This window comes from Pantoea alhagi, from assembly GCF_002101395.1.
In the GTDB taxonomy this organism is placed as follows: domain Bacteria; phylum Pseudomonadota; class Gammaproteobacteria; order Enterobacterales; family Enterobacteriaceae; genus Mixta; species Mixta alhagi.
Map to the genome: position 1 here is coordinate 3,916,986 of NZ_CP019706.1, position 17,856 is coordinate 3,934,841.

Below are 17,856 nucleotides of genomic sequence, written 5' to 3' on the forward strand. Positions count from 1 at the left end.
TGGCGTTATGGCGCTTTTCGTAGCCTCCGCCGCCAACGCCGAGAATTATCGCGTGGTTTATTCCCCCAGCATGGCGCTGGAGGTGTTTATTGATAACGTCGCCAGCAATGCGCCGCAGGACTGGTGTAAGGAAACGCTGCATCTGCGCATTGTTTCCGGCGAAAGCAAAGATTCCACGGTATTAACCTCCTTTTTGCCCCGCGTCGGTACCCTGCTGGCTAATCAGTGTGGAAAATTGCAGGAGCTGCCCTGGGAGATGATGGATAACCAGGGTGCGGCGCTGGCCAGCGGAACCGCAGTGAAAGCACAAAACTGGCGGCCCATCGTTACCGCCGATGCAACCGCGACGGCAAACGCCAATAATGCCGCTCCGCTCGATCTCTCTCGCCCCGCCAACACGGAGCCGCTTCAGCACTTCGAACTGCCGGGCGGCTGCCATTTCCGCACCTGGTGGGACGATAACGGTCAGTCGATGTTTATTCCCGATAATCGCAACCTGAGCTGCTCGACCGAGGGCTGGCTGGAGGGCGCCAGCGAGCTAACGCTGGTGAGCAACGGCAAAAGCGAGCCGGTAACGGTAAATTTCTGGCAGGGCTATCCGCTGATCGGTCTGAAGCCGGACAACGCCATGCTAAGCATGGTAAATATCAATAACCAGCGCATGGTGGTGACCAATACCGGCGCGGAAGATAGCTGGCTGATCCTGCCTTTTGATAATCATCTTCATGTGTGGCAGTTCAGCGGCACGCTGCTGATTAAAATGGATAAAAGCACGGCTCAGGACCTTACGGCGGTCCGGGCACGGGTGAATGCGGTGCGCAAAGCCTGGTCCGGTATGCTGCCCGCCAAACAAAAGATAAACGTTATGCTGGTGGATGCGCTGCATCCCGACCTCGCCGATCCGGCGATTGGCGCATACCGCACCTTAAATTAAACGCAGGCGCGTGCCTGCAGTAAACAGGCCGTAAACGCTCAGAGAGTGGTAACTATGTCGGCAAATGAAGAACAGAATATGGTGGCTGGTGCCCTCCCGGCGGGTCATCGGTTCAATGAATTTGAAATCAAGGATGTGATTGGCGGCGGCGGTTTCGGCATTGTCTACCGTGCGTGGGATCATTTGCTGGAGCGCACCATCGCCATTAAAGAGTATATGCCGGCGTCGCTGGCGATACGCAATGACGATCTTTCGCTTGGCCTGCGCAGCGAGCGATTCGGCAAGCTGTTCAACGCCGGGCTGAGCAGTTTTATTCAGGAGGCGCGTCTGCTGGCGCGCTTTAACCATCCCGGACTGCTGCATGTGCTGCGTTTCTGGGAAGAGAACGGCACCGCCTATATGGGCACGCTCTGGTATAGCGGCATGTCGTTAAAAGCGTGGCAACAGCAGCATCCCGATACCATCAATGAAGAGTGGATACGTCAGCTGCTGCCTCCGCTGTTTGGCGCAATTGGTACCATTCATCAGGCGGGCTATCTGCATCGTGATATTGCGCTGGATAATATTCAAATCCAGGATAACCAGCTGCCGGTACTGCTTGATTTTGGCTCAGCGCGCAAAGAGATCGGCAACCTTTCTGACGAAACGGAGATCATGCTGAAGCCTGGCTTCGCGCCCATTGAGCAGTACAGCGAAGAGACCGATAGCGATCAGGGCCCCTGGACCGACATTTATGCGCTGGGCGCGGTGCTGCATACGCTGATAACCGGCAGCCCGCCGCCAGCCAGCGTGGTGCGCTGTATCGAGGATCACTATCAGCCGCTGGCGCAGCGTCAGCCCGCAGGTTATTCCCTGTCGTTGCTGCATGCCGTGGACCGCGCTTTGATGATGAAGCCTTCCGATCGTCCCCAGTCCGTTGATGAGCTGGCGACGCTTATTTCCCTGCCGGTCAGCGATGTACAGCAGCTGGTCAGCGCCGTGAATGCGGTTCAGGAGAAAGAGCCGGAAGCAGCAACCACGCCGGAGCCGGTAGTACTGGCGGTCAATCATGGCGCCTCCAGCGCCGAGCCATTAACGCCGCGCACGCCGCGTCGTGTTTCGCTGCCGTTGATTTTGCTGAGCGGCGGTGCGTTGCTGGCGGTGATCGCTATCGCCGTTCTGGTGAACAGCGGCGGCAATAAGCAGGCCAGCACCGCCCGTGAGAGCAATGCGACAAGCGATGCGGCGCAACAGCAGCCGCAGGGCAGCGGGCCGACAATGGCCACGGTTTATCTCCGCTTGCGCAGTAATGAAACAGTCAGCCTGAACGGAGAAACACTGGACGTGAAGCCGAGCAATAACGGCTATGCGGCGCTTAATCTGGCCGCAGGCCGTTATCTGATTGAAGTGCATCAGGAGGATGGCGTACACAGCCAGCAGCTGGAGATTAATCGCGCCGGCACCTGGCTAATTAATCCGGCACGCAGCAAATAATCTGTCAGGCTAGCCCTGTAAGCTGTGATGCGAGACCTGAAGTTCGCGCACCTGCCTGGCAAGATCGGACAGTGCGGTATCTTCCATACCGCGCTGATGCAGCTCCTGCGCCAGAGAAAACAGATACTGTGCATTGGTGCCCAGCGGCCCGCTGGCATGTGCAATCAGCGGCGCGATAGTTTTTGAGCAGGTGTCCGCTTCATACAGGGGGTGACGCGGATCCATAATAAATACCAGCGCCGTAACGCGACGGCCATCTTTTAACGTCAGCTCGCGCCAGCTGGGTAGATAACAGCCGGTCACCATTTCCCGCTTCCACAGCAGCTCCAGCTCTTCATGCAGGCGATCGTCGGGCAGACGAAAAGCGAGCCCGCTGGTAATGCCGCCCTCTTTTAACGCCAGCATCCGTCCGGGCTGCTGCGCCGTTCCGCGTCCCACCGTTAGCCGCAGGCAAAAAGCGCGGTGCCAGCCGTGCAGCGTCGCCGCTGCCACCTCTTCCGCTTCAAAAACCGGATTCCACATCAGAGAGCCGTAACCAAAAATCCATACCGGACTGTTATCAGGTCGACAGGCCAGCGTTGCTGCCAGCGATGCCGCGCGCTGTTCACAGGTCCATAACAGCGACTCCTCAATTTCGCCAAAAGCGGTTTTACAGTCTGCTTTTAATAAGAATTCGCGTGTTAACAACCTTACCTCCTTAGCCTTGCCTTTCTTTCCTCTGTCGAACCGCTTTTATTTCGTTGCCGATGGCTTCAGCTTTACTGTGGTTTCGTCAGGATTAAAAAGACCTTATTCATTTCCGCCAGCGCTTGCAAGCGTGAAGCCGATCACATAAGAGTACAATGTTATAAAAAGCATCGGCGGCTTAACGTAAGTCTTGAGGGATTTAAGGGAAATTTTTCCAGCAGTTGATGCGGCTCACGGCGGGAAGCAGTATGCAGCCCCTGCGGGCCGGGCGCGCAGCGCGGCGTACCCGGCGATTAGCCTACTTTTTGGGATGCCACTTATCGTCATCGCCCTTTTCATATTTATTTTTTACCGCTGCCCATGCCACCTTATGCGCGACTTCCTCCCGCGATTCATCGTCACGGCGTTCCTTTTTATCCTTATATTCATCCCAGGCGCTGTTAAAAGCTGCCTGATAAATTTCCTGAGCATGGGCGGGCAGAACGTTTTTTACGTTGTCCGGCAGTGAAGCTGTGGTTTTATAAGGCATATTTCCTCCTGTATTAGTGAGTTTAAGTGTGGCCTGGCATTGTTTTTTGCGCAAACTGTACAGACCAGCGCTTGCTGATGTTTTCCCTGGCAGAACTGCCATAAACACTGATTTCATGGCTCTTTCCGGCTGAAAAGGTCTTGTTTATTTAGCCTTACAATAATTTAACTGCCTGATAAAAAAGTGCTTTAAAAGCAAATCCCTTAAAAAACCCCCTCTGTCATGCCATTTATGACAACAGGTAAAACAAAGTAAAAAATAATGCGCATTTATTCAGAGTCATTACACTGTGGACGCTGGTAAAAAACATAACAGCGTTTAATCTTTAGAGGCTCACCATTGGGTTTCTGTAACAAGGAATGTATCGTTAAGACAGGAGAATACTATTGCCTATGGGTACGCATGACAGCAAGAAAACCCGCCATACCGAATACTCACTCTTTTTTCCTCTGGCTGCGCTGGCCGTGTTGTGGCTGTATGGTAGCGCGGATACGATGCCGCTGGTCGTCTCGATTAACCTGTTAGCGCTGGTGGGGATCCTCTGTAGCGCATTTAGCGTTGTGCGTCACGCGGATGTACTGGCGCACCGGCTGGGTGAACCCTACGGCTCGCTGATCCTGAGCCTGTCAGTGGTGATTCTGGAGGTCAGCTTAATTTCTGCCCTAATGGCGACCGGCAACGCAGCGCCTGCGCTGATGCGTGATACGCTCTATTCGATCATTATGATTGTCACCGCCGGGCTGGTAGGTTTTGCGCTGCTACTGGGCGGACGTAAATTTGCCACGCAGTACGTTAACCTCGCCGGTGTAAAACAGTATTTGATTGCCATTTTCCCGCTGGCAATTCTGGTGCTGGTGTTTCCTAACGCCCTGCCAAACGGCAATTTCACCACCACTCAGGCCCTGATTATTTCCGCTATTTCCGCCGCCATGTATGGCGTTTTCCTGCTGATCCAGACCAAGACGCATCAGAGCCTGTTTATCTATGAGCATGAGGATGAAGGCGATGATGACGATCCGCATCATGGCAAACCTTCTGCGCATAGCAGCCTGTGGCACGCTGTCTGGCTGGTGATTCATCTTGTAGCGGTGATCACCGTAACCAAAATGAACGCCGGGCCGCTGGAACATTTGCTGACGGAGCTGGAGGCGCCGAAACAGTTCACCGGTTTCCTGATCGCATTGTTGATTTTATCGCCGGAAGGTTTGGGCGCAATCAGAGCGGTGCTGGCAAATCAGGTGCAGCGCGCCATGAATCTCTTTTTTGGTTCGGTGCTGGCGACCATCTCACTCACGGTGCCTGCGGTAACGCTGATCGCCGCACTGACCGGACAAGAGCTAATTTTTGGTCTGGAGCCGCCGCATATGGTGATGATGGGCGCGGTGCTGATCCTGTGTAACATCTCGTTCTCTACCGGCCGTACCAATGTATTGAACGGCTGCGCGCATCTGGCGTTATTTACCGGCTATCTGATGACAATTATGCTGTAATCCGGACGCTCACCAGCGCGTAACGACAGCAATAAAAAAGCAGCGGTTTGGCCGCTGCTTTTTTGATCCTGAATGCCTGACAATTACTTGCTGGTGTCCAGCTCCGGGAAGCTTTTTACCAGGTCATCGATAGCTTTCATCTGCACCAGGAAAGGTTCCAGCTTGTCCAGCGGCAGCGCGGACGGACCGTCACATTTCGCATTAGCCGGATCCGGATGCGCTTCGATAAACAGACCAGCGATGCCCACCGCCATACCGGCGCGCGCCAGTTCTGCCACCTGCGCACGACGACCGCCGGACGCAGCGCCAAACGGATCGCGCGTTTGCAGCGCATGGGTTACGTCGAATATCACCGGGCTGTTGTTAGAGACGCGCTTCATGACATTGAAGCCCAGCATATCTACAACCAGGTTGTCATAACCGAAGTTAGCGCCGCGATCGCACAGGATAACTTTGTCGTTACCGCCTTCGGCAAACTTCTCGACGATATTACCCATCTGACCCGGGCTGACAAACTGCGGCTTCTTCACGTTAATGACCGCGCCGGTTTTAGCCATCGCTTCTACCAGATCGGTCTGACGCGCCAGGAACGCAGGCAGCTGAATCACATCCACCACGTCCGCAACCGGCTGCGCCTGTGACGCTTCGTGTACGTCGGTAATGATTTTCACGCCGAACGTTTGCTTCAGCTCCTGGAAAATCTTCATTCCCTCTTCCAGGCCAGGGCCACGGTAAGAGTGAATGGATGAGCGGTTAGCTTTATCGAAAGAGGCTTTGAAAACGTAAGGGATGCCCAGCTTATTGGTCACGGTCACGTAGTGTTCGCAGATGCGCATCGCCAAATCGCGCGACTCCAGTACGTTCATTCCACCAAAGAGTACAAACGGCAGATCGTTAGCAACCTGAATATCACCGATACTGACAACTTTTTCTTTCATGCCTTCGCCTTTTTTCATTGAATGGCTTACGCCGCTTAGTGCAGCGTCACCTGTTTCTGTTCAATCGCATGGATCTGGACTTTAATCATTTCGCTGACCGGATCTTCCGGGCATTGCTCAACAAAATAGATCAGATCGGTCAGGGCAACGTGTTCGCAATCGAGCTGTGCGTAGATCAGACCACGGTCGCGAATCTCATACGGATCGTCCGGATCGATTTCCAGCAACAGGTTGCAGACGTTGAGCGCCAGCTCCATATGCTTCTCTTCCATCAGCGCGGTTTTCAACGTATCCAGCATTTTGCGGATAACGGTTGATGACTCCGCCTCATCCAGATCCTCGTCGTACAGCTCTGCCGTTGGGCTGATATTGCCCTTGAGCCAGACTTCCAGCGTATGTTCGCTGAGCGTGTCACCGTTAAAGGGGTTGATCAGCCACATTTCGCCATCCATCCAGTCGGCGCGTAAAATCAGCTGCGTCGGGAAAATCACCGGCATCAGCGGCAGCTCCAGCTGATGCGCGATATGCAACAGCACCACGCCGAGCGATACCGCCGTTCCCCGGCGCGTATTTAATACGTTATCCAGCCAGAGCACATCGGAAAGCTTATAGACGCCGCTGGCACCGCCAAACTTCCACTTTTTATAAAACAGCTCCAGCAGCTTCTCCAGCTGAAAATCAGGCCCCTCTACCGTCGAAACGTAAATGCGCGCTTCCTCTACCAGTGCCTGCAGCTGTGCGTTAACCGCGTCTGCTGGAAAATCATTGCGGATAGCGCGCGAGGTGGCGATCACCGCTTCACACAGCGGCGCTTTACTAAAATCGATATTTGTTACTGATGTCATACAATCCCCAAAAGCGGCAGTTTGGTTACGGCCAGCTTAATAATGATGCCCAGCACTGCCAGCGCCACGATAAAGGCAATCCAGCGTACTTTAGCCTCACGTGGACGACGGCCAAAAGCCACTACGCCCAGGGCGACATAGATAATAACGCCAAACAGCTTTTCCGTCAGCCATGAACCCTGCGGCGTAAACGGATAAAAATGGGTGATCATCACCAGGGTTATCCCGGTAATAAACAGTAACGTATCATTGATATGCGGCACGATGCGCACCCAGCGCTGCGACATCATGGCTGAACCGCGTTGCAGCCAGAAAAAACGCAGAATAAACAGCAGCACCGTGACGGCGACGGTGAGCAAATGGAAATGTTTAATTACGCCATAATAAGCAGCCATCATGATCTCCCTGTTTAATAATTGGCGATCGTTACACGATCGTGACCCGCATAGTCCTGGCAGGTTTTTACGTCCTGATAATCCTGGGCAGAGAGGATAGTACGCACTGCCTCCCCCTGTTGCCAGCCATGCTCCAGCATTATCGCCCCGCCCGGCAGCAGATAATGCCGTGCCGCCTGGGCAATATGTCGGATATCGGCCAGCCCCTGCTCTTGCGCCACCAGTGCGCTGAGCGGCTCAAAGCGCACATCGCCCTGCTGTAAGTGCACATCGGCGGCATCAATATAGGGGGGATTGCTGACAATCAGCGCAAACTTTTGATCGTTCAGCGCGCTAAACCAGTCGCTGAGCAAAAAGGTGACGTTGGCGATCTGCAGCTTTTGCGCATTGTGCTGCGCCAGCGCCACCGCATCCGCCACCTGATCGACGCCAGTAATCCGGCAATCGGGCCGCTCGCTGGCGATGGCCAGCGCCACCGCGCCGGTGCCGGTGCCGAGATCGAGAATATCCACGGCGCAATCAGGCAGACGCGCCAGCGCCTGCTCCACCAGAATTTCAGTATCGGGACGGGGAATTAAGGTGACCGGCGAAACGGTAAGCGGCAGCGACCAGAACTCGCGCTCACCGGTGAGATGCGCAATCGGCTCGCCACGGGCTCGCCGGGCGATCAGGGCATTGAGCTGCGCCAGCTGCACCGCATCCAGCGGCGTCTCATCAAACGCCATCAGCCAGCTGCGCGATTTTCCCGTGACAAAAGAGAGCAGCACTTCGGCATCGCGTTTCGGACTGTCGCCGCCGCACAGCGTGGCGCAAGCGGCTTTTAACCAACTGCGAATATCCATTAATCCTGCCCGGCAAGCGCAGCCAGCTGATCCGCCTGATGCTCCTGCACAATCGGTTCGATCAGACTGTCAAGCTTACCTTCCATCACCTCATCCAGGCGGTAGATCGTCAGGTTGATACGATGGTCGGTCACACGACCCTGCGGGAAGTTATAGGTACGGATACGATCGGAGCGGTCGCCGCTGCCTAACAAATTGCGACGCGTGGAGGCTTCCTGCTCGTGACGGCGGGCCATTTCCGCCGCATGAATACGCGCGCCCAGTACCGATAGCGCCTTGGCCTTGTTTTTATGTTGGGAGCGTTCGTCCTGACACTCCACCACAATGCCGGTAGGCAAGTGGGTGATACGGATAGCCGAATCGGTGGTGTTAACGTGCTGACCACCCGCGCCCGACGAGCGGAAAGTATCAATTTTTAAATCGGACGGATTAATATCGGGCAGCTCCGCTTCCGGCAGCTCCGGCATCACCGCAACGGTACAGGCGGAGGTGTGAATACGGCCCTGAGATTCGGTTTCCGGCACGCGCTGCACGCGATGACCGCCCGACTCAAACTTCAGTCGGCCGTAAGCGCCTTCGCCGCTAACGCGCGCGATCATCTCTTTATAACCGCCATGTTCGCCTTCGTTTGCGCTGATCACCTCAACGCGCCAGCGCCGCGATTCCGCGAAGCGGCTATACATACGGAACAGATCGCCGGCAAAAATAGCGGCTTCGTCACCGCCCGCGCCTGCGCGTATTTCCACAAAGCAATCGCGCTCGTCGTCGGGATCTTTCGGTAACAGCAGCACCTGCAGCTGTTGTTCCAGCTCTTCGCTCTGCGCGCGGGCGATTTTCAGTTCGTCCATTGCCATGTCGCGCATTTCCGCGTCGCTAAGCATCTGCTCGGCGGTGGCGATATCTTCCTGCACCTGCTGCCACTGACGGAAGCATTGGCTGACGTCGGTAAGCTGGGCATATTCGCGTGACAGCGCACGGAAACGCTCCTGCTCGGCGATGACGCTGGCATCGCCAAGCATCGCTTCCACTTCTTCGTGGCGCTCCTGCAAGGCTTCCAGTTTGGCAACAATAGAAGTCTTCATCTGGTATGTTTTACCCTGTATTGGTGTGGGATTGTTCTAGTCCAGCCCGAGGCTGTCACGCAGGATCTGCAGGCGTTCGCCATCGCCGTCGCGTGCAGCCTGCTGCAGGGATTTAGTAGGGGCGTGAATCAACCGGTTGGTTAGCTTATGGGCCAGGTCGTGCAGCACTTCCTGCGCATCCGCGCCCTGCTGCAACGCGGCCAGCGCTTTCGCTTCCAGCTCAGCGCGTATCTGCGCCGCCTGTTCACGATAATCGCGAATGGTCTCAACCGCGCTTTGCGCGCGCAGCCAGGCCATAAATTCACTGCTTTCCTGCGCGACGATGGTTTCAGCCTGTACGGCCGCCGCCTTACGCTGGGCCATATTATTTTCAATAATCGCCTGCAGGTCATCGACGCTGTAAAGATAAGCATTCGCGAGCTTGCCGACTTCCGGCTCGACATCGCGCGGTACGGCGATATCCACCAGCAGCATCGGCTGATTGCGGCGCGCCTTCAGCGCCCGCTCGACCATACCGCGACCGATAATCGGCAGTGGGCTGGCGGTGGAGCTGATAATAATATCCGCTTCCGCCAGACGGCTATCGATATCCGCCAGGCCAATCACTTCTGCGCCAACCTCATCCGCCAGCAGCTGGGCGCGCTCACGGGTACGGTTGGCGATCATCAGTTTTTTTACATGGTGTTCGCGCAAATGACGCGCCGCCAGCTCGATGGTTTCGCCCGCGCCGACCAACAATACGTTAACCGTAGAGAGCGATTCAAAGATCTGGCGAGCCAGGGTACAGGCGGCAAAGGCAACAGAGACGGCGCTGGCGCCGATATCGGTTTCGGTGCGCACCCGTTTGGCAACAGAGAATGTTTTCTGAAACATGCGCTCCAGTTCGCTGGAGAGCGAATGGCCGCGCTGAGAGTCAGCAAAGGCTTTTTTCACCTGACCAAGGATCTGGGGTTCGCCAAGCACCAGCGAGTCCAGCCCGCTGGCGACGCGCATCAGATGGCTGACCGCCTCATTGTCATGATGCCAGTAGAGGCTTTTGCGCACTTCGTCTTCACGCAGGTTATGATATTCACACAACCACTGCACCAGACGTTCATGCAGGTTTTCCTGCTGCTCTACGCTAAGATAGAGTTCTGTGCGGTTACAGGTAGACAGCACAACGCCCCCCTGCACCATCGGCTGCGCCAGCAGGCTGTTTAAAGCCTCATCCAGCGTATCCGGCGAGAAGGTAACTCTTTCGCGTAAGGCAACAGGTGCCGTTTTATGATTTATTCCGAGGGCCAGCAGCGTCATGGTGAATCAGATCGGGTTATCCCAATGTCGTTGGGGTTTTATGAGGCGCATTCTACAAGATGCGGGAGATCATGAAAAGCCATACAAAGACTATGACTGTAATAAGATATAGCTGATAAGACTGAATTTCGATAATTCCACGTTGACGGGTAACCAGTGAATGATTAGCGTTACTCGTTTGGCTCTAAAAAGTGTGTTTGAGGAGATGACCCGGTGTTTGATCTGTTTACCCGCCGCTCGTTGCGGCTGCTTCCCCTTGCCAGCGTATTGCTGGCGGCCTGTACCATCAATAAACCTCAAGGCCCCGGTCAAAGTCCTACCTCATTGCAGTGGCAGCAACATCAGCAGGCAGTACAAAAAATCACCCAGTATCAAACGCGCGGCGCTTTTGCCTGGCTTTCTGACCAGCAAAAGGTTTATGCACGCTTTAACTGGCAGCAAACCGCCTCTGACCGCTATCGTCTGTTGCTGACTAACCCGCTCGGTAGCACCGAACTGCAGCTGGATGCGCAGGGCTCAACGGTGCAGTTAGTGGATAACAAAGGCAAACGCTACGTCAGCAACGATGCTGAAAAAATGATCTCACAGCTGACCGGCATGGATATCCCGCTGGCGAACCTGCGTCAGTGGATGCTTGGCCTGCCGGGCGATGCCACCGATTTCACCCTGGACGATCAATATCAACTGCGCACGCTGAGCTACAGCCGCAACGGGCAGCAGTGGGACGTTACCATTCAGGGCTATGACCACAAGGTTAACCCGGCGTTGCCTGCCAGCATTGAGCTAAAACAAGGCGATAAACGTATTAAACTGCGCATGGATAGCTGGACTGTACAATGATTACCACCTGGCCCGCCCCGGCGAAGCTAAACCTGTTTCTCTATATCACTGGCCGTCGACCTGACGGCTACCATAATCTGCAGACGCTGTTTCAGTTTCTTGATTATGGCGACAGCCTGCGGATCACACCACAGCCCCACGGCGAGATCCGTTTATTAACACCGGTTCCCGGCGTGGCGCATGAAGATAACCTGATTGTGCGCGCCGCCCGACTGTTGATGCGCGCCGCTGCCGATCGCGGCACGCTACCGGCTCAGGCTGGTGCAGATATCGCTATCGACAAGCGTTTGCCAATGGGCGGCGGGCTGGGTGGCGGTTCTTCCAATGCCGCGACGGTGCTGGTGGCGCTTAATCACCTGTGGAATACCGGGCTGGAAAACGAAACGCTTTGCGCACTGGGACTACAGCTAGGTGCCGATGTTCCGGTTTTTGTGCGCGGTCATGCCGCCTTTGCCGAAGGGGTGGGCGAAGCGTTACAGCCTGCCGCACCGGCGGAAAAATGGTATCTGGTGGCGCATCCTGGCGTTGCCGTTCCTACGCCGCTGGTGTTTAACGATCCTGAACTGATGCGTAATTCACCGGTACGCTCATTTGATGCGCTGTTACAGGCTCCTTTCAGCAATGATTGTGAGGCAGTCGTAAGAAAACGTTTTCGCGAGGTTGATGCGCTTGTTTCCTGGCTGCTAGAATACGCGCCGTCGCGCCTGACAGGAACCGGCGCTTGTGTGTTTGCAGAATTTGACACCGAGTCCGCAGCCCGTCAGGTGCTTGAGCTGGCCCCGAACTGGATGCAGGGATTCGTGGCGCAAGGCGTAAACCTTTCGCCTCTTCACCGCATTCTTTCAGGGCACCTGGCGTGATGTGACAGTGTCACCCTGTTCCTGATGCTGCACAGAACGCTTTAATACACCCGTATGCACGCATGCGACGGATATAGCGCGCCCGTTGCCGTTCGCCTGTGTGCATTCTCTGGACGCAAAGCCTGAGGTTCTTCTCGTGCCTGATATGAAGCTTTTTGCTGGTAACGCCACCCCGGAACTAGCACAACGTATTGCCAACCGCCTTTACACCAGCCTGGGCGACGCCGCCGTCGGTCGTTTCAGTGATGGTGAAGTGAGCGTACAAATCAACGAAAATGTACGCGGTGGCGATATTTTCATCATCCAGTCCACCTGTGCCCCTACCAATGACAACCTGATGGAGCTGGTTGTAATGGTAGACGCGCTGCGTCGCGCTTCTGCTGGTCGTATTACCGCTGTAATCCCCTACTTTGGCTATGCTCGTCAGGACCGTCGCGTTCGTTCAGCGCGCGTGCCAATTACTGCTAAAGTGGTTGCGGACTTCCTTTCCAGCGTCGGCGTTGACCGTGTGCTGACAGTGGACCTGCACGCAGAACAGATCCAGGGCTTCTTCGACGTTCCGGTTGATAACGTATTCGGTAGCCCGATTTTACTGGAGGATATGCTGCAGATTGGTCTGGAGAATCCGATTGTGGTGTCCCCGGATATCGGCGGCGTCGTTCGCGCCCGTGCCATCGCCAAGCTGCTTAACGATACCGATATGGCCATTATTGATAAACGTCGTCCGCGCGCTAACGTTTCTCAGGTTATGCATATTATTGGTGACGTGGCAGGCCGCGACTGCGTACTGGTTGACGATATGATCGATACCGGCGGCACGCTGTGCAAAGCGGCTGAAGCGCTGAAAGAGCGCGGTGCCAAACGTGTTTTCGCCTATGCAACGCATCCGATCTTCTCGGGTAACGCGGCGGAAAACCTGCGTCACTCAGTGATCGATGAAGTCGTGGTTTGCGATACTATCCCACTGGCCGACGAGATCAAGGCGCTGCCTATTGTACGTACCCTGACCCTTTCAGGCATGCTGGCTGAAGCGATTCGCCGCATCAGCAATGAAGAGTCTATCTCTGCGATGTTTGAACACTGATCGCTGAAATGATAAAAACCGGGCTCAGGCCCGGTTTTTTTTTATATTCACCCGCCCTGCCGCTATCTGTTGATAAGCCTGTGGCACGTATAGCTAATTCCACGATCGATAATCAGCAAAGCGCGTAATGTTTATGGCATTTCTTTTACCGCTGCGTTAAGCGCTTTTTACAACCGGCGAGTCATGATATTTTGCTGCGGTTTTTTATAGGGAAGCGCTTTATGGCACTTGATGTCTACACACTGTTTATCTGTGAACTCTATGTGCTGGGCTTTCTGAGCATAATTATGATTTTTGCCTGGAGCGGCGCGCAGTACGACCGCGTGCTGGGCTTCACCACCATGGCAATTATCGCCATGATGGTCTCGGTATGGCTGGGCAGCCTGCGCAATCACGGCCTTCTGTTCCTGCCGGTGGCGATCGGCAACACGTTAGTGATGCTGGCCTATGGCATGTGGCTGAACGCCTTTCGCGTGTTTGCCGGGTTTCGCCCCGGGATTAGCTGGCTGTTTGGTGCGCTACTTTGGGCGCTGCTCTGCTGTTTTCCGTCATTTTATTGCTCGATACCAAAACGCATTATGGTGAGCTGCCTGCTGTGCATCAGCTATACCGTTGCATTGATTATTATGCTGGTCCGTTCACGCGCCTGCCTGCAGATCACTTTCTGGCCAGCTCAGCTCCTGCTCTGCTTTCATCTGGTGTTTCATCTCTCGCGCATGTGTTTCGACAGCGGCTCTTCCGCTCACAATGCGATGGGACATAGCCCGTTTTCCAGCTACGTTATCCTGGAATCAACACTGTTTGTGATTGGCCTGACATTTACTATTCTGGCAATGGTGAATGAGCGCACGCAAATACGCTATAAACAGGCTTCGCTACGCGATCCCCTTACCAGCGTCTGGAACCGCCGTGCGTTATTTGCCCAGGCGGGGCTTGCTGAGAAAAAAAGCATGCAGAAACAGCTTCCTCTGGTCGCTATGGTCTTCGATCTGGATCATTTCAAAAGCATCAACGACCGGTATGGGCATAATCAGGGCGATCGGGTACTGCTGGATTTTTGCCGCGTCGTAGAGAAAGTTTTGCCCGCAGAATGTACCTTTTCCCGGCTGGGCGGTGAGGAATTTGCCGCGCTTTTTGTCGGTGATGTAGAGAAGGTGCGGAGTTTATGTGAAGAAATTCGGCTTCTGGCGATGGTTTCTCGCCCGGATAATATTGAATACACGGTAAGTATCGGCATTGCGGCTGGCAATACCCACAGTTTTTCATCATTGATGATGATGGCAGATAAAGCGCTTTATGAAGCTAAAGCGGGTGGACGCAACCGTATTGAGATAAAAACCACAGCGCCGCAGAGCGCGACGCTGGTGAACCTTAACCTTTAATGGCTATGGGGGCGTTGATGAGAGGCACGACGGCAACGTTGATCGCCACAGTGACGCAGCCAGTAATACTTATCGGCCACTTTTTCACGTCCGCTAATACGTGCGCCCACCAGCCACAACAGCGCGCCAATAAAAATACTCAGGATCGCGAGAGGCGTTAGCATGGGGGGCAACTGGAGCTGCGGCAGTTGGTTTAGTACCGCATAGCCGATGCCTGTAATCATGGTCAGTAACCCCAGCCCCATCAAACCATTACCTGCAATCATTGCGTTTTTACGTTTCATCCCCTGCCTCCTTTTTTTGGCTACACAGCACATACTGTTAAACCACCATAAGCTTAGGAGATGACCCAACTGCCCGTTGGGCGCACGATCACACATTTTAACTACTGTTCGATAAAATTTATTGATAACCGTCTGTATTTATATAGAAAACATATTATTTACTACCGTAACTAAAAGCCTCACCCGCTTTGTATTCTTGTCAACAGGCCGCTACACTATCGCCCTTCGGTTTTTAGCAGGAAAGACCCCGTGAGTGAGATTAAGCTGATTGTTGGCCTTGCCAACCCTGGCGCCGAATACGCCGCAACGCGCCATAATGCCGGTGCCTGGTATGTGGATTTACTCGCAGAGCGCCATAATCAGTCCCTGAAAGAAGAGAGCAAATTTTTTGGCTATACCGCACGACTTAACGTGGCAGGGAAAGATGTGCGCCTGCTGGTGCCAACCACCTTTATGAACCTGAGCGGTAAAGCGGTGGCGGCGATGGCGACCTTTTATCGCATTGCCCCTGAAGAGATTCTGGTGGCTCATGATGAGTTAGATCTTCCGCCAGGCGTGGCGAAGTTCAAGCTGGGCGGCGGACATGGCGGCCATAACGGCCTGAAAGATATCATCAGCAAACTGGGCAATAATCCCAACTTTCATCGCCTGCGCATTGGTATTGGTCATCCGGGCGATCGCAATAAGGTGGTGGGTTTTGTGCTGGGTAAACCGCCCGCCTCTGAGCAAACGCTGATCGATAATGCGGTTGATGAGGCGGCTCGCTGTACAGAAGTCTGGTTAAAAGATGACTTGCTGAAGGCGATGAACCGGCTGCATAGCTATAAGGCGAGTTAAGGTTACACCTGCTGCGTTAATCCGGCAGGTCACCGATTTTGCTGAGCGGCAGCGGCGCGTACAGATAGTTCTGCAAAGCCCAAACGCCCTGCTGCTCCAGCATGACCCGCTGCGCCTCGTTCTCCACCCCATCCACAATCAGCCGGTTAGTCATTTGCATTATCTGTCGCAGCAGCACGATAAATATCGATTTATGCACATTTTCGGCGAAAAAACGTCGGTCCAGCCTCACCGCCTCGAAAATATGGCTTTGCACCGCATTCAGATTAGCGTAGCCAGCGCCAAGATCGCTCAGCCATAAGGTATTCAGCTGCTCAGACAGCGTTCTGATTAACGGATTATCGATGCCATCATGCAGATTGGGAAAAGCTTCAGATAACGACAGACGTAAAAAAGGCAGATGTTGCAGGGCATGGCGTATAAAAGCCGATTCGGTAACCCGCTGCGCCAGTGCAAAATCGAGCGTAATACAACAAAGCCACTGGCGCTGACGCAGTAAGGCGGACATGCTTTCCAGACTCAGTAGTTGGTGGATGAGCATCTCTTCCCGTTGCGCCGTAGAGAGGGATTCCAGCTTCAGGCGACCGACCACGCTACGATAGGCGGCCGAATGCGGCTCATCATAGTGCAGATCAAGCGCAACGATACGTCCGGCAGGCGTATGCAGCACATCGCAAATTATTTCCAGCGGCTGTTGCAGCTTGATCATAGAAAACTGGTTGCGCCTCTCGCTTCTCGTTACGCCTCGTTCTTATTATCAGCAACAATCAGCGCAATTGCAGTTTTAAAACGCGTTTTCCCACCGGCTCAGGATGAAATCAGCCGCATCCGGGCCATAATTACGTGTATAATAGCGGCAAATTTTTCATGTCATTACCGGCAACGGTTATTGTCCGGTTATCTCAGCAATTAAGGTGATTCAAACATGGGATTCAAATGCGGTATCGTGGGCCTGCCTAACGTGGGTAAATCCACTCTGTTCAATGCGTTAACCAAAGCGGGCATCGAAGCAGCAAATTTCCCGTTCTGTACCATTGAGCCTAATACCGGCGTGGTGCCAATGCCTGATTCACGTCTCGACCAGCTGGCGGAAATCGTTAAGCCGCAGCGTATTATTCCGACCACAATGGAATTTGTTGATATTGCTGGTCTGGTAAAAGGGGCATCCAAAGGTGAAGGCCTGGGCAACCAGTTCCTGACAAATATTCGTGAAACCGAAGCGATTGGCCACGTAGTCCGCTGCTTTGAAAACGATAATATCATTCATGTTTCCGGCAAAGTAAACCCGGCGGAAGATATTGACGTCATTAATACTGAGCTGGCGCTTTCCGACCTGGATACCTGTGAACGTGCCCTGCAGCGCGTACAGAAAAAAGCCAAAGGCGGCGACAAAGACGCCAAACTGGAGCAGGCGGTGCTGGAGAAATGTCTGCCGCACCTGGAAAATGCCGGTATGCTGCGCGCCCTGTCGCTGGATGAAGAAGAGAAAGCGGCGATCCGCTATCTGAGCTTCCTGACGCTGAAGCCAACCATGTACATTGCTAACGTGAATGAAGATGGCTTCGAAAATAACCCTTACCTGGATCAGGTACGCGCTATTGCTGAACAGGAAGGTTCTGTAGTCGTGCCGGTTTGCGCCGCCGTTGAATCTGATATCGCCGAGCTGGAAGATGACGAACGCGCCGAGTTTATGGCGGAGCTGGGTCTGGAAGAGCCGGGCCTGAACCGCGTTATCCGTGCCGGCTATGCGCTGCTGAACCTGCAGACCTATTTCACCGCGGGCGTAAAAGAAGTACGCGCCTGGACGATTCCTGTCGGGGCCACCGCGCCGCAGGCGGCCGGTAAGATTCATACCGACTTTGAAAAAGGCTTTATCCGCGCGCAGACCATCGCTTTTGAAGATTTTATTACCTACAAAGGTGAACAGGGCGCGAAAGAAGCTGGCAAGATGCGTTCAGAAGGCAAAGAGTACATCGTTAAAGATGGCGATGTGATGAACTTCCTGTTTAACGTCTAAGCGCTTCAGTTGTTGTCGGGGATCTCAACATACTTCCCCGGCAA

At 54.3% G+C, this 17,856-nt stretch carries 19 protein-coding genes; 9 read left to right on the top strand and 10 right to left on the bottom strand.

The window, feature by feature from the left end; translation table 11 throughout:
* The first annotated feature begins 7 nt into the window (after positions 1-7).
* Together B1H58_RS18450 and B1H58_RS18455 are read left to right on the top strand one after the other, a co-directional pair.
* Positions 8-934, top strand: a complete 927-nt coding sequence (locus B1H58_RS18450; RefSeq protein ID WP_085072368.1) for a hypothetical protein — start codon at positions 8-10, stop codon at positions 932-934.
* Positions 935-988: 54 nt separating this feature from the next.
* Entirely contained in the window at positions 989-2,407 is a 1,419-nt protein-coding gene (locus B1H58_RS18455; RefSeq protein WP_085071895.1) for a serine/threonine protein kinase, read from the top strand.
* Between the two features lie 9 nt (positions 2,408-2,416).
* Here B1H58_RS18455 and B1H58_RS18460 read toward each other — a convergent pair whose 3' ends face one another.
* A complete protein-coding gene (locus tag B1H58_RS18460; protein WP_085071896.1) occupies positions 2,417-3,094 on the bottom strand; it encodes a gamma-glutamylcyclotransferase in 678 nt (225 codons plus the stop codon).
* 298 nt (positions 3,095-3,392) lie between these two features.
* Positions 3,393-3,623: a putative cation transport regulator ChaB gene (gene chaB, locus B1H58_RS18465; protein ID WP_085071897.1), complete on the bottom strand. Its 231-nt coding sequence runs from the start codon at positions 3,621-3,623 to the stop codon at positions 3,393-3,395.
* A gap of 392 nt (positions 3,624-4,015) precedes the next feature.
* On the opposite strand from chaB, the gene chaA reads away from it, so the two are divergent.
* The gene (gene chaA, locus B1H58_RS18470) at positions 4,016-5,113 is read left to right on the top strand and encodes a sodium-potassium/proton antiporter ChaA (RefSeq protein ID WP_085071898.1); all 1,098 of its coding nucleotides are present in this window, start codon (positions 4,016-4,018) and stop codon (positions 5,111-5,113) included.
* Between the two features lie 83 nt (positions 5,114-5,196).
* Here chaA and kdsA read toward each other — a convergent pair whose 3' ends face one another.
* The 6 genes from kdsA to hemA are packed head-to-tail and all read right to left on the bottom strand — an operon-like array spanning position 5,197 to position 10,508.
* Positions 5,197-6,051 carry a 3-deoxy-8-phosphooctulonate synthase gene (gene kdsA / locus B1H58_RS18475; RefSeq protein ID WP_085072369.1) on the bottom strand — a complete coding sequence of 285 codons (855 nt, stop codon included), beginning with the start codon at positions 6,049-6,051 and terminating at the stop codon, positions 5,197-5,199.
* 35 nt (positions 6,052-6,086) lie between these two features.
* Complete coding sequence (gene sirB1 / locus B1H58_RS18480) at positions 6,087-6,896, bottom strand: invasion regulator SirB1 (protein WP_085071899.1); 810 nt, start codon at positions 6,894-6,896, stop codon at positions 6,087-6,089.
* The gene (locus tag B1H58_RS18485) at positions 6,893-7,291 is read right to left on the bottom strand and encodes a SirB2 family protein (RefSeq protein ID WP_085071900.1); all 399 of its coding nucleotides are present in this window, start codon (positions 7,289-7,291) and stop codon (positions 6,893-6,895) included. The genes sirB1 and B1H58_RS18485 overlap by 4 nt, the downstream gene beginning before the upstream one ends.
* A 14-nt stretch (positions 7,292-7,305) precedes the next feature.
* Positions 7,306-8,133 (bottom strand): peptide chain release factor N(5)-glutamine methyltransferase, encoded by an 828-nt coding sequence (gene prmC, locus B1H58_RS18490; protein ID WP_085071901.1) that lies wholly within the window; start codon positions 8,131-8,133, stop codon positions 7,306-7,308.
* Positions 8,133-9,215: a peptide chain release factor 1 gene (prfA, locus tag B1H58_RS18495; RefSeq protein ID WP_085071902.1), complete on the bottom strand. Its 1,083-nt coding sequence runs from the start codon at positions 9,213-9,215 to the stop codon at positions 8,133-8,135. The genes prmC and prfA overlap by 1 nt, the downstream gene beginning before the upstream one ends.
* A gap of 36 nt (positions 9,216-9,251) precedes the next feature.
* Positions 9,252-10,508, bottom strand: coding sequence for a glutamyl-tRNA reductase (hemA, locus tag B1H58_RS18500; protein WP_085071903.1), 1,257 nt, complete (start codon positions 10,506-10,508; stop codon positions 9,252-9,254).
* Positions 10,509-10,730: 222 nt separating this feature from the next.
* On the opposite strand from hemA, the gene lolB reads away from it, so the two are divergent.
* The 4 genes from lolB (at position 10,731) to B1H58_RS18520 (ending at position 14,674) form a co-directional block, all read left to right on the top strand.
* On the top strand, positions 10,731-11,348 hold the full coding sequence (gene lolB, locus B1H58_RS18505) for a lipoprotein insertase outer membrane protein LolB (protein ID WP_085072370.1): 618 nt from the start codon (positions 10,731-10,733) through the stop codon (positions 11,346-11,348).
* A complete protein-coding gene (gene ispE, locus B1H58_RS18510; protein ID WP_085071904.1) occupies positions 11,345-12,208 on the top strand; it encodes a 4-(cytidine 5'-diphospho)-2-C-methyl-D-erythritol kinase in 864 nt (287 codons plus the stop codon). The genes lolB and ispE overlap by 4 nt, the downstream gene beginning before the upstream one ends.
* Positions 12,209-12,344: 136 nt before the next feature.
* The gene (prs, locus tag B1H58_RS18515; protein ID WP_103061170.1) at positions 12,345-13,292 is read left to right on the top strand and encodes a ribose-phosphate diphosphokinase; all 948 of its coding nucleotides are present in this window, start codon (positions 12,345-12,347) and stop codon (positions 13,290-13,292) included.
* 221 nt (positions 13,293-13,513) lie between these two features.
* Positions 13,514-14,674 (top strand): GGDEF domain-containing protein, encoded by a 1,161-nt coding sequence (locus B1H58_RS18520; RefSeq protein WP_085071906.1) that lies wholly within the window; start codon positions 13,514-13,516, stop codon positions 14,672-14,674.
* On the opposite strand, the gene ychH is transcribed toward B1H58_RS18520, so the two are convergent.
* A complete protein-coding gene (ychH, locus tag B1H58_RS18525; protein ID WP_085071907.1) occupies positions 14,671-14,958 on the bottom strand; it encodes a stress-induced protein YchH in 288 nt (95 codons plus the stop codon). The two genes, B1H58_RS18520 and ychH, sit on opposite strands and share 4 nt — an antisense overlap.
* 249 nt (positions 14,959-15,207) lie before the next feature.
* On the opposite strand from ychH, the gene pth reads away from it, so the two are divergent.
* Positions 15,208-15,795: an aminoacyl-tRNA hydrolase gene (pth, locus tag B1H58_RS18530; RefSeq protein ID WP_085071908.1), complete on the top strand. Its 588-nt coding sequence runs from the start codon at positions 15,208-15,210 to the stop codon at positions 15,793-15,795.
* A 16-nt stretch (positions 15,796-15,811) separates the two neighbouring features.
* Here the strand turns inward: pth and B1H58_RS18535 are convergent, their stop codons facing one another.
* Complete coding sequence (locus B1H58_RS18535) at positions 15,812-16,504, bottom strand: EAL domain-containing protein (protein WP_085071909.1); 693 nt, start codon at positions 16,502-16,504, stop codon at positions 15,812-15,814.
* Between the two features lie 216 nt (positions 16,505-16,720).
* Between B1H58_RS18535 and ychF the strand changes: the two genes are divergently transcribed.
* Positions 16,721-17,812, top strand: a complete 1,092-nt coding sequence (gene ychF, locus B1H58_RS18540) for a redox-regulated ATPase YchF (protein WP_085071910.1) — start codon at positions 16,721-16,723, stop codon at positions 17,810-17,812.
* Positions 17,813-17,856: the final 44 nt, after the last annotated feature.

Bases quoted from the DNA above. Each gene is read 5' to 3' on its own strand.
- ispE (WP_085071904.1), top strand. From the start codon at position 11,345: ATGATTACCACCTGGCCCGCCCCGGCGAAGCTAAACCTGTTTCTCTAT.
- B1H58_RS18520 (WP_085071906.1), top strand. From the start codon at position 13,514: ATGGCACTTGATGTCTACACACTGTTTATCTGTGAACTCTATGTGCTG.
- sirB1 (WP_085071899.1), bottom strand. From the start codon at position 6,896: ATGACATCAGTAACAAATATCGATTTTAGTAAAGCGCCGCTGTGTGAA.
- hemA (WP_085071903.1), bottom strand. From the start codon at position 10,508: ATGACGCTGCTGGCCCTCGGAATAAATCATAAAACGGCACCTGTTGCC.
- ychF (WP_085071910.1), top strand. From the start codon at position 16,721: ATGGGATTCAAATGCGGTATCGTGGGCCTGCCTAACGTGGGTAAATCC.
- prfA (WP_085071902.1), bottom strand. From the start codon at position 9,215: ATGAAGACTTCTATTGTTGCCAAACTGGAAGCCTTGCAGGAGCGCCAC.
- B1H58_RS18455 (WP_085071895.1), top strand. From the start codon at position 989: ATGTCGGCAAATGAAGAACAGAATATGGTGGCTGGTGCCCTCCCGGCG.
- chaA (WP_085071898.1), top strand. From the start codon at position 4,016: ATGGGTACGCATGACAGCAAGAAAACCCGCCATACCGAATACTCACTC.
- B1H58_RS18535 (WP_085071909.1), bottom strand. From the start codon at position 16,504: ATGATCAAGCTGCAACAGCCGCTGGAAATAATTTGCGATGTGCTGCAT.
- kdsA (WP_085072369.1), bottom strand. From the start codon at position 6,051: ATGAAAGAAAAAGTTGTCAGTATCGGTGATATTCAGGTTGCTAACGAT.
- B1H58_RS18450 (WP_085072368.1), top strand. From the start codon at position 8: ATGGCGCTTTTCGTAGCCTCCGCCGCCAACGCCGAGAATTATCGCGTG.
- chaB (WP_085071897.1), bottom strand. From the start codon at position 3,623: ATGCCTTATAAAACCACAGCTTCACTGCCGGACAACGTAAAAAACGTT.
- ychH (WP_085071907.1), bottom strand. From the start codon at position 14,958: ATGAAACGTAAAAACGCAATGATTGCAGGTAATGGTTTGATGGGGCTG.
- B1H58_RS18485 (WP_085071900.1), bottom strand. From the start codon at position 7,291: ATGGCTGCTTATTATGGCGTAATTAAACATTTCCATTTGCTCACCGTC.
- prmC (WP_085071901.1), bottom strand. From the start codon at position 8,133: ATGGATATTCGCAGTTGGTTAAAAGCCGCTTGCGCCACGCTGTGCGGC.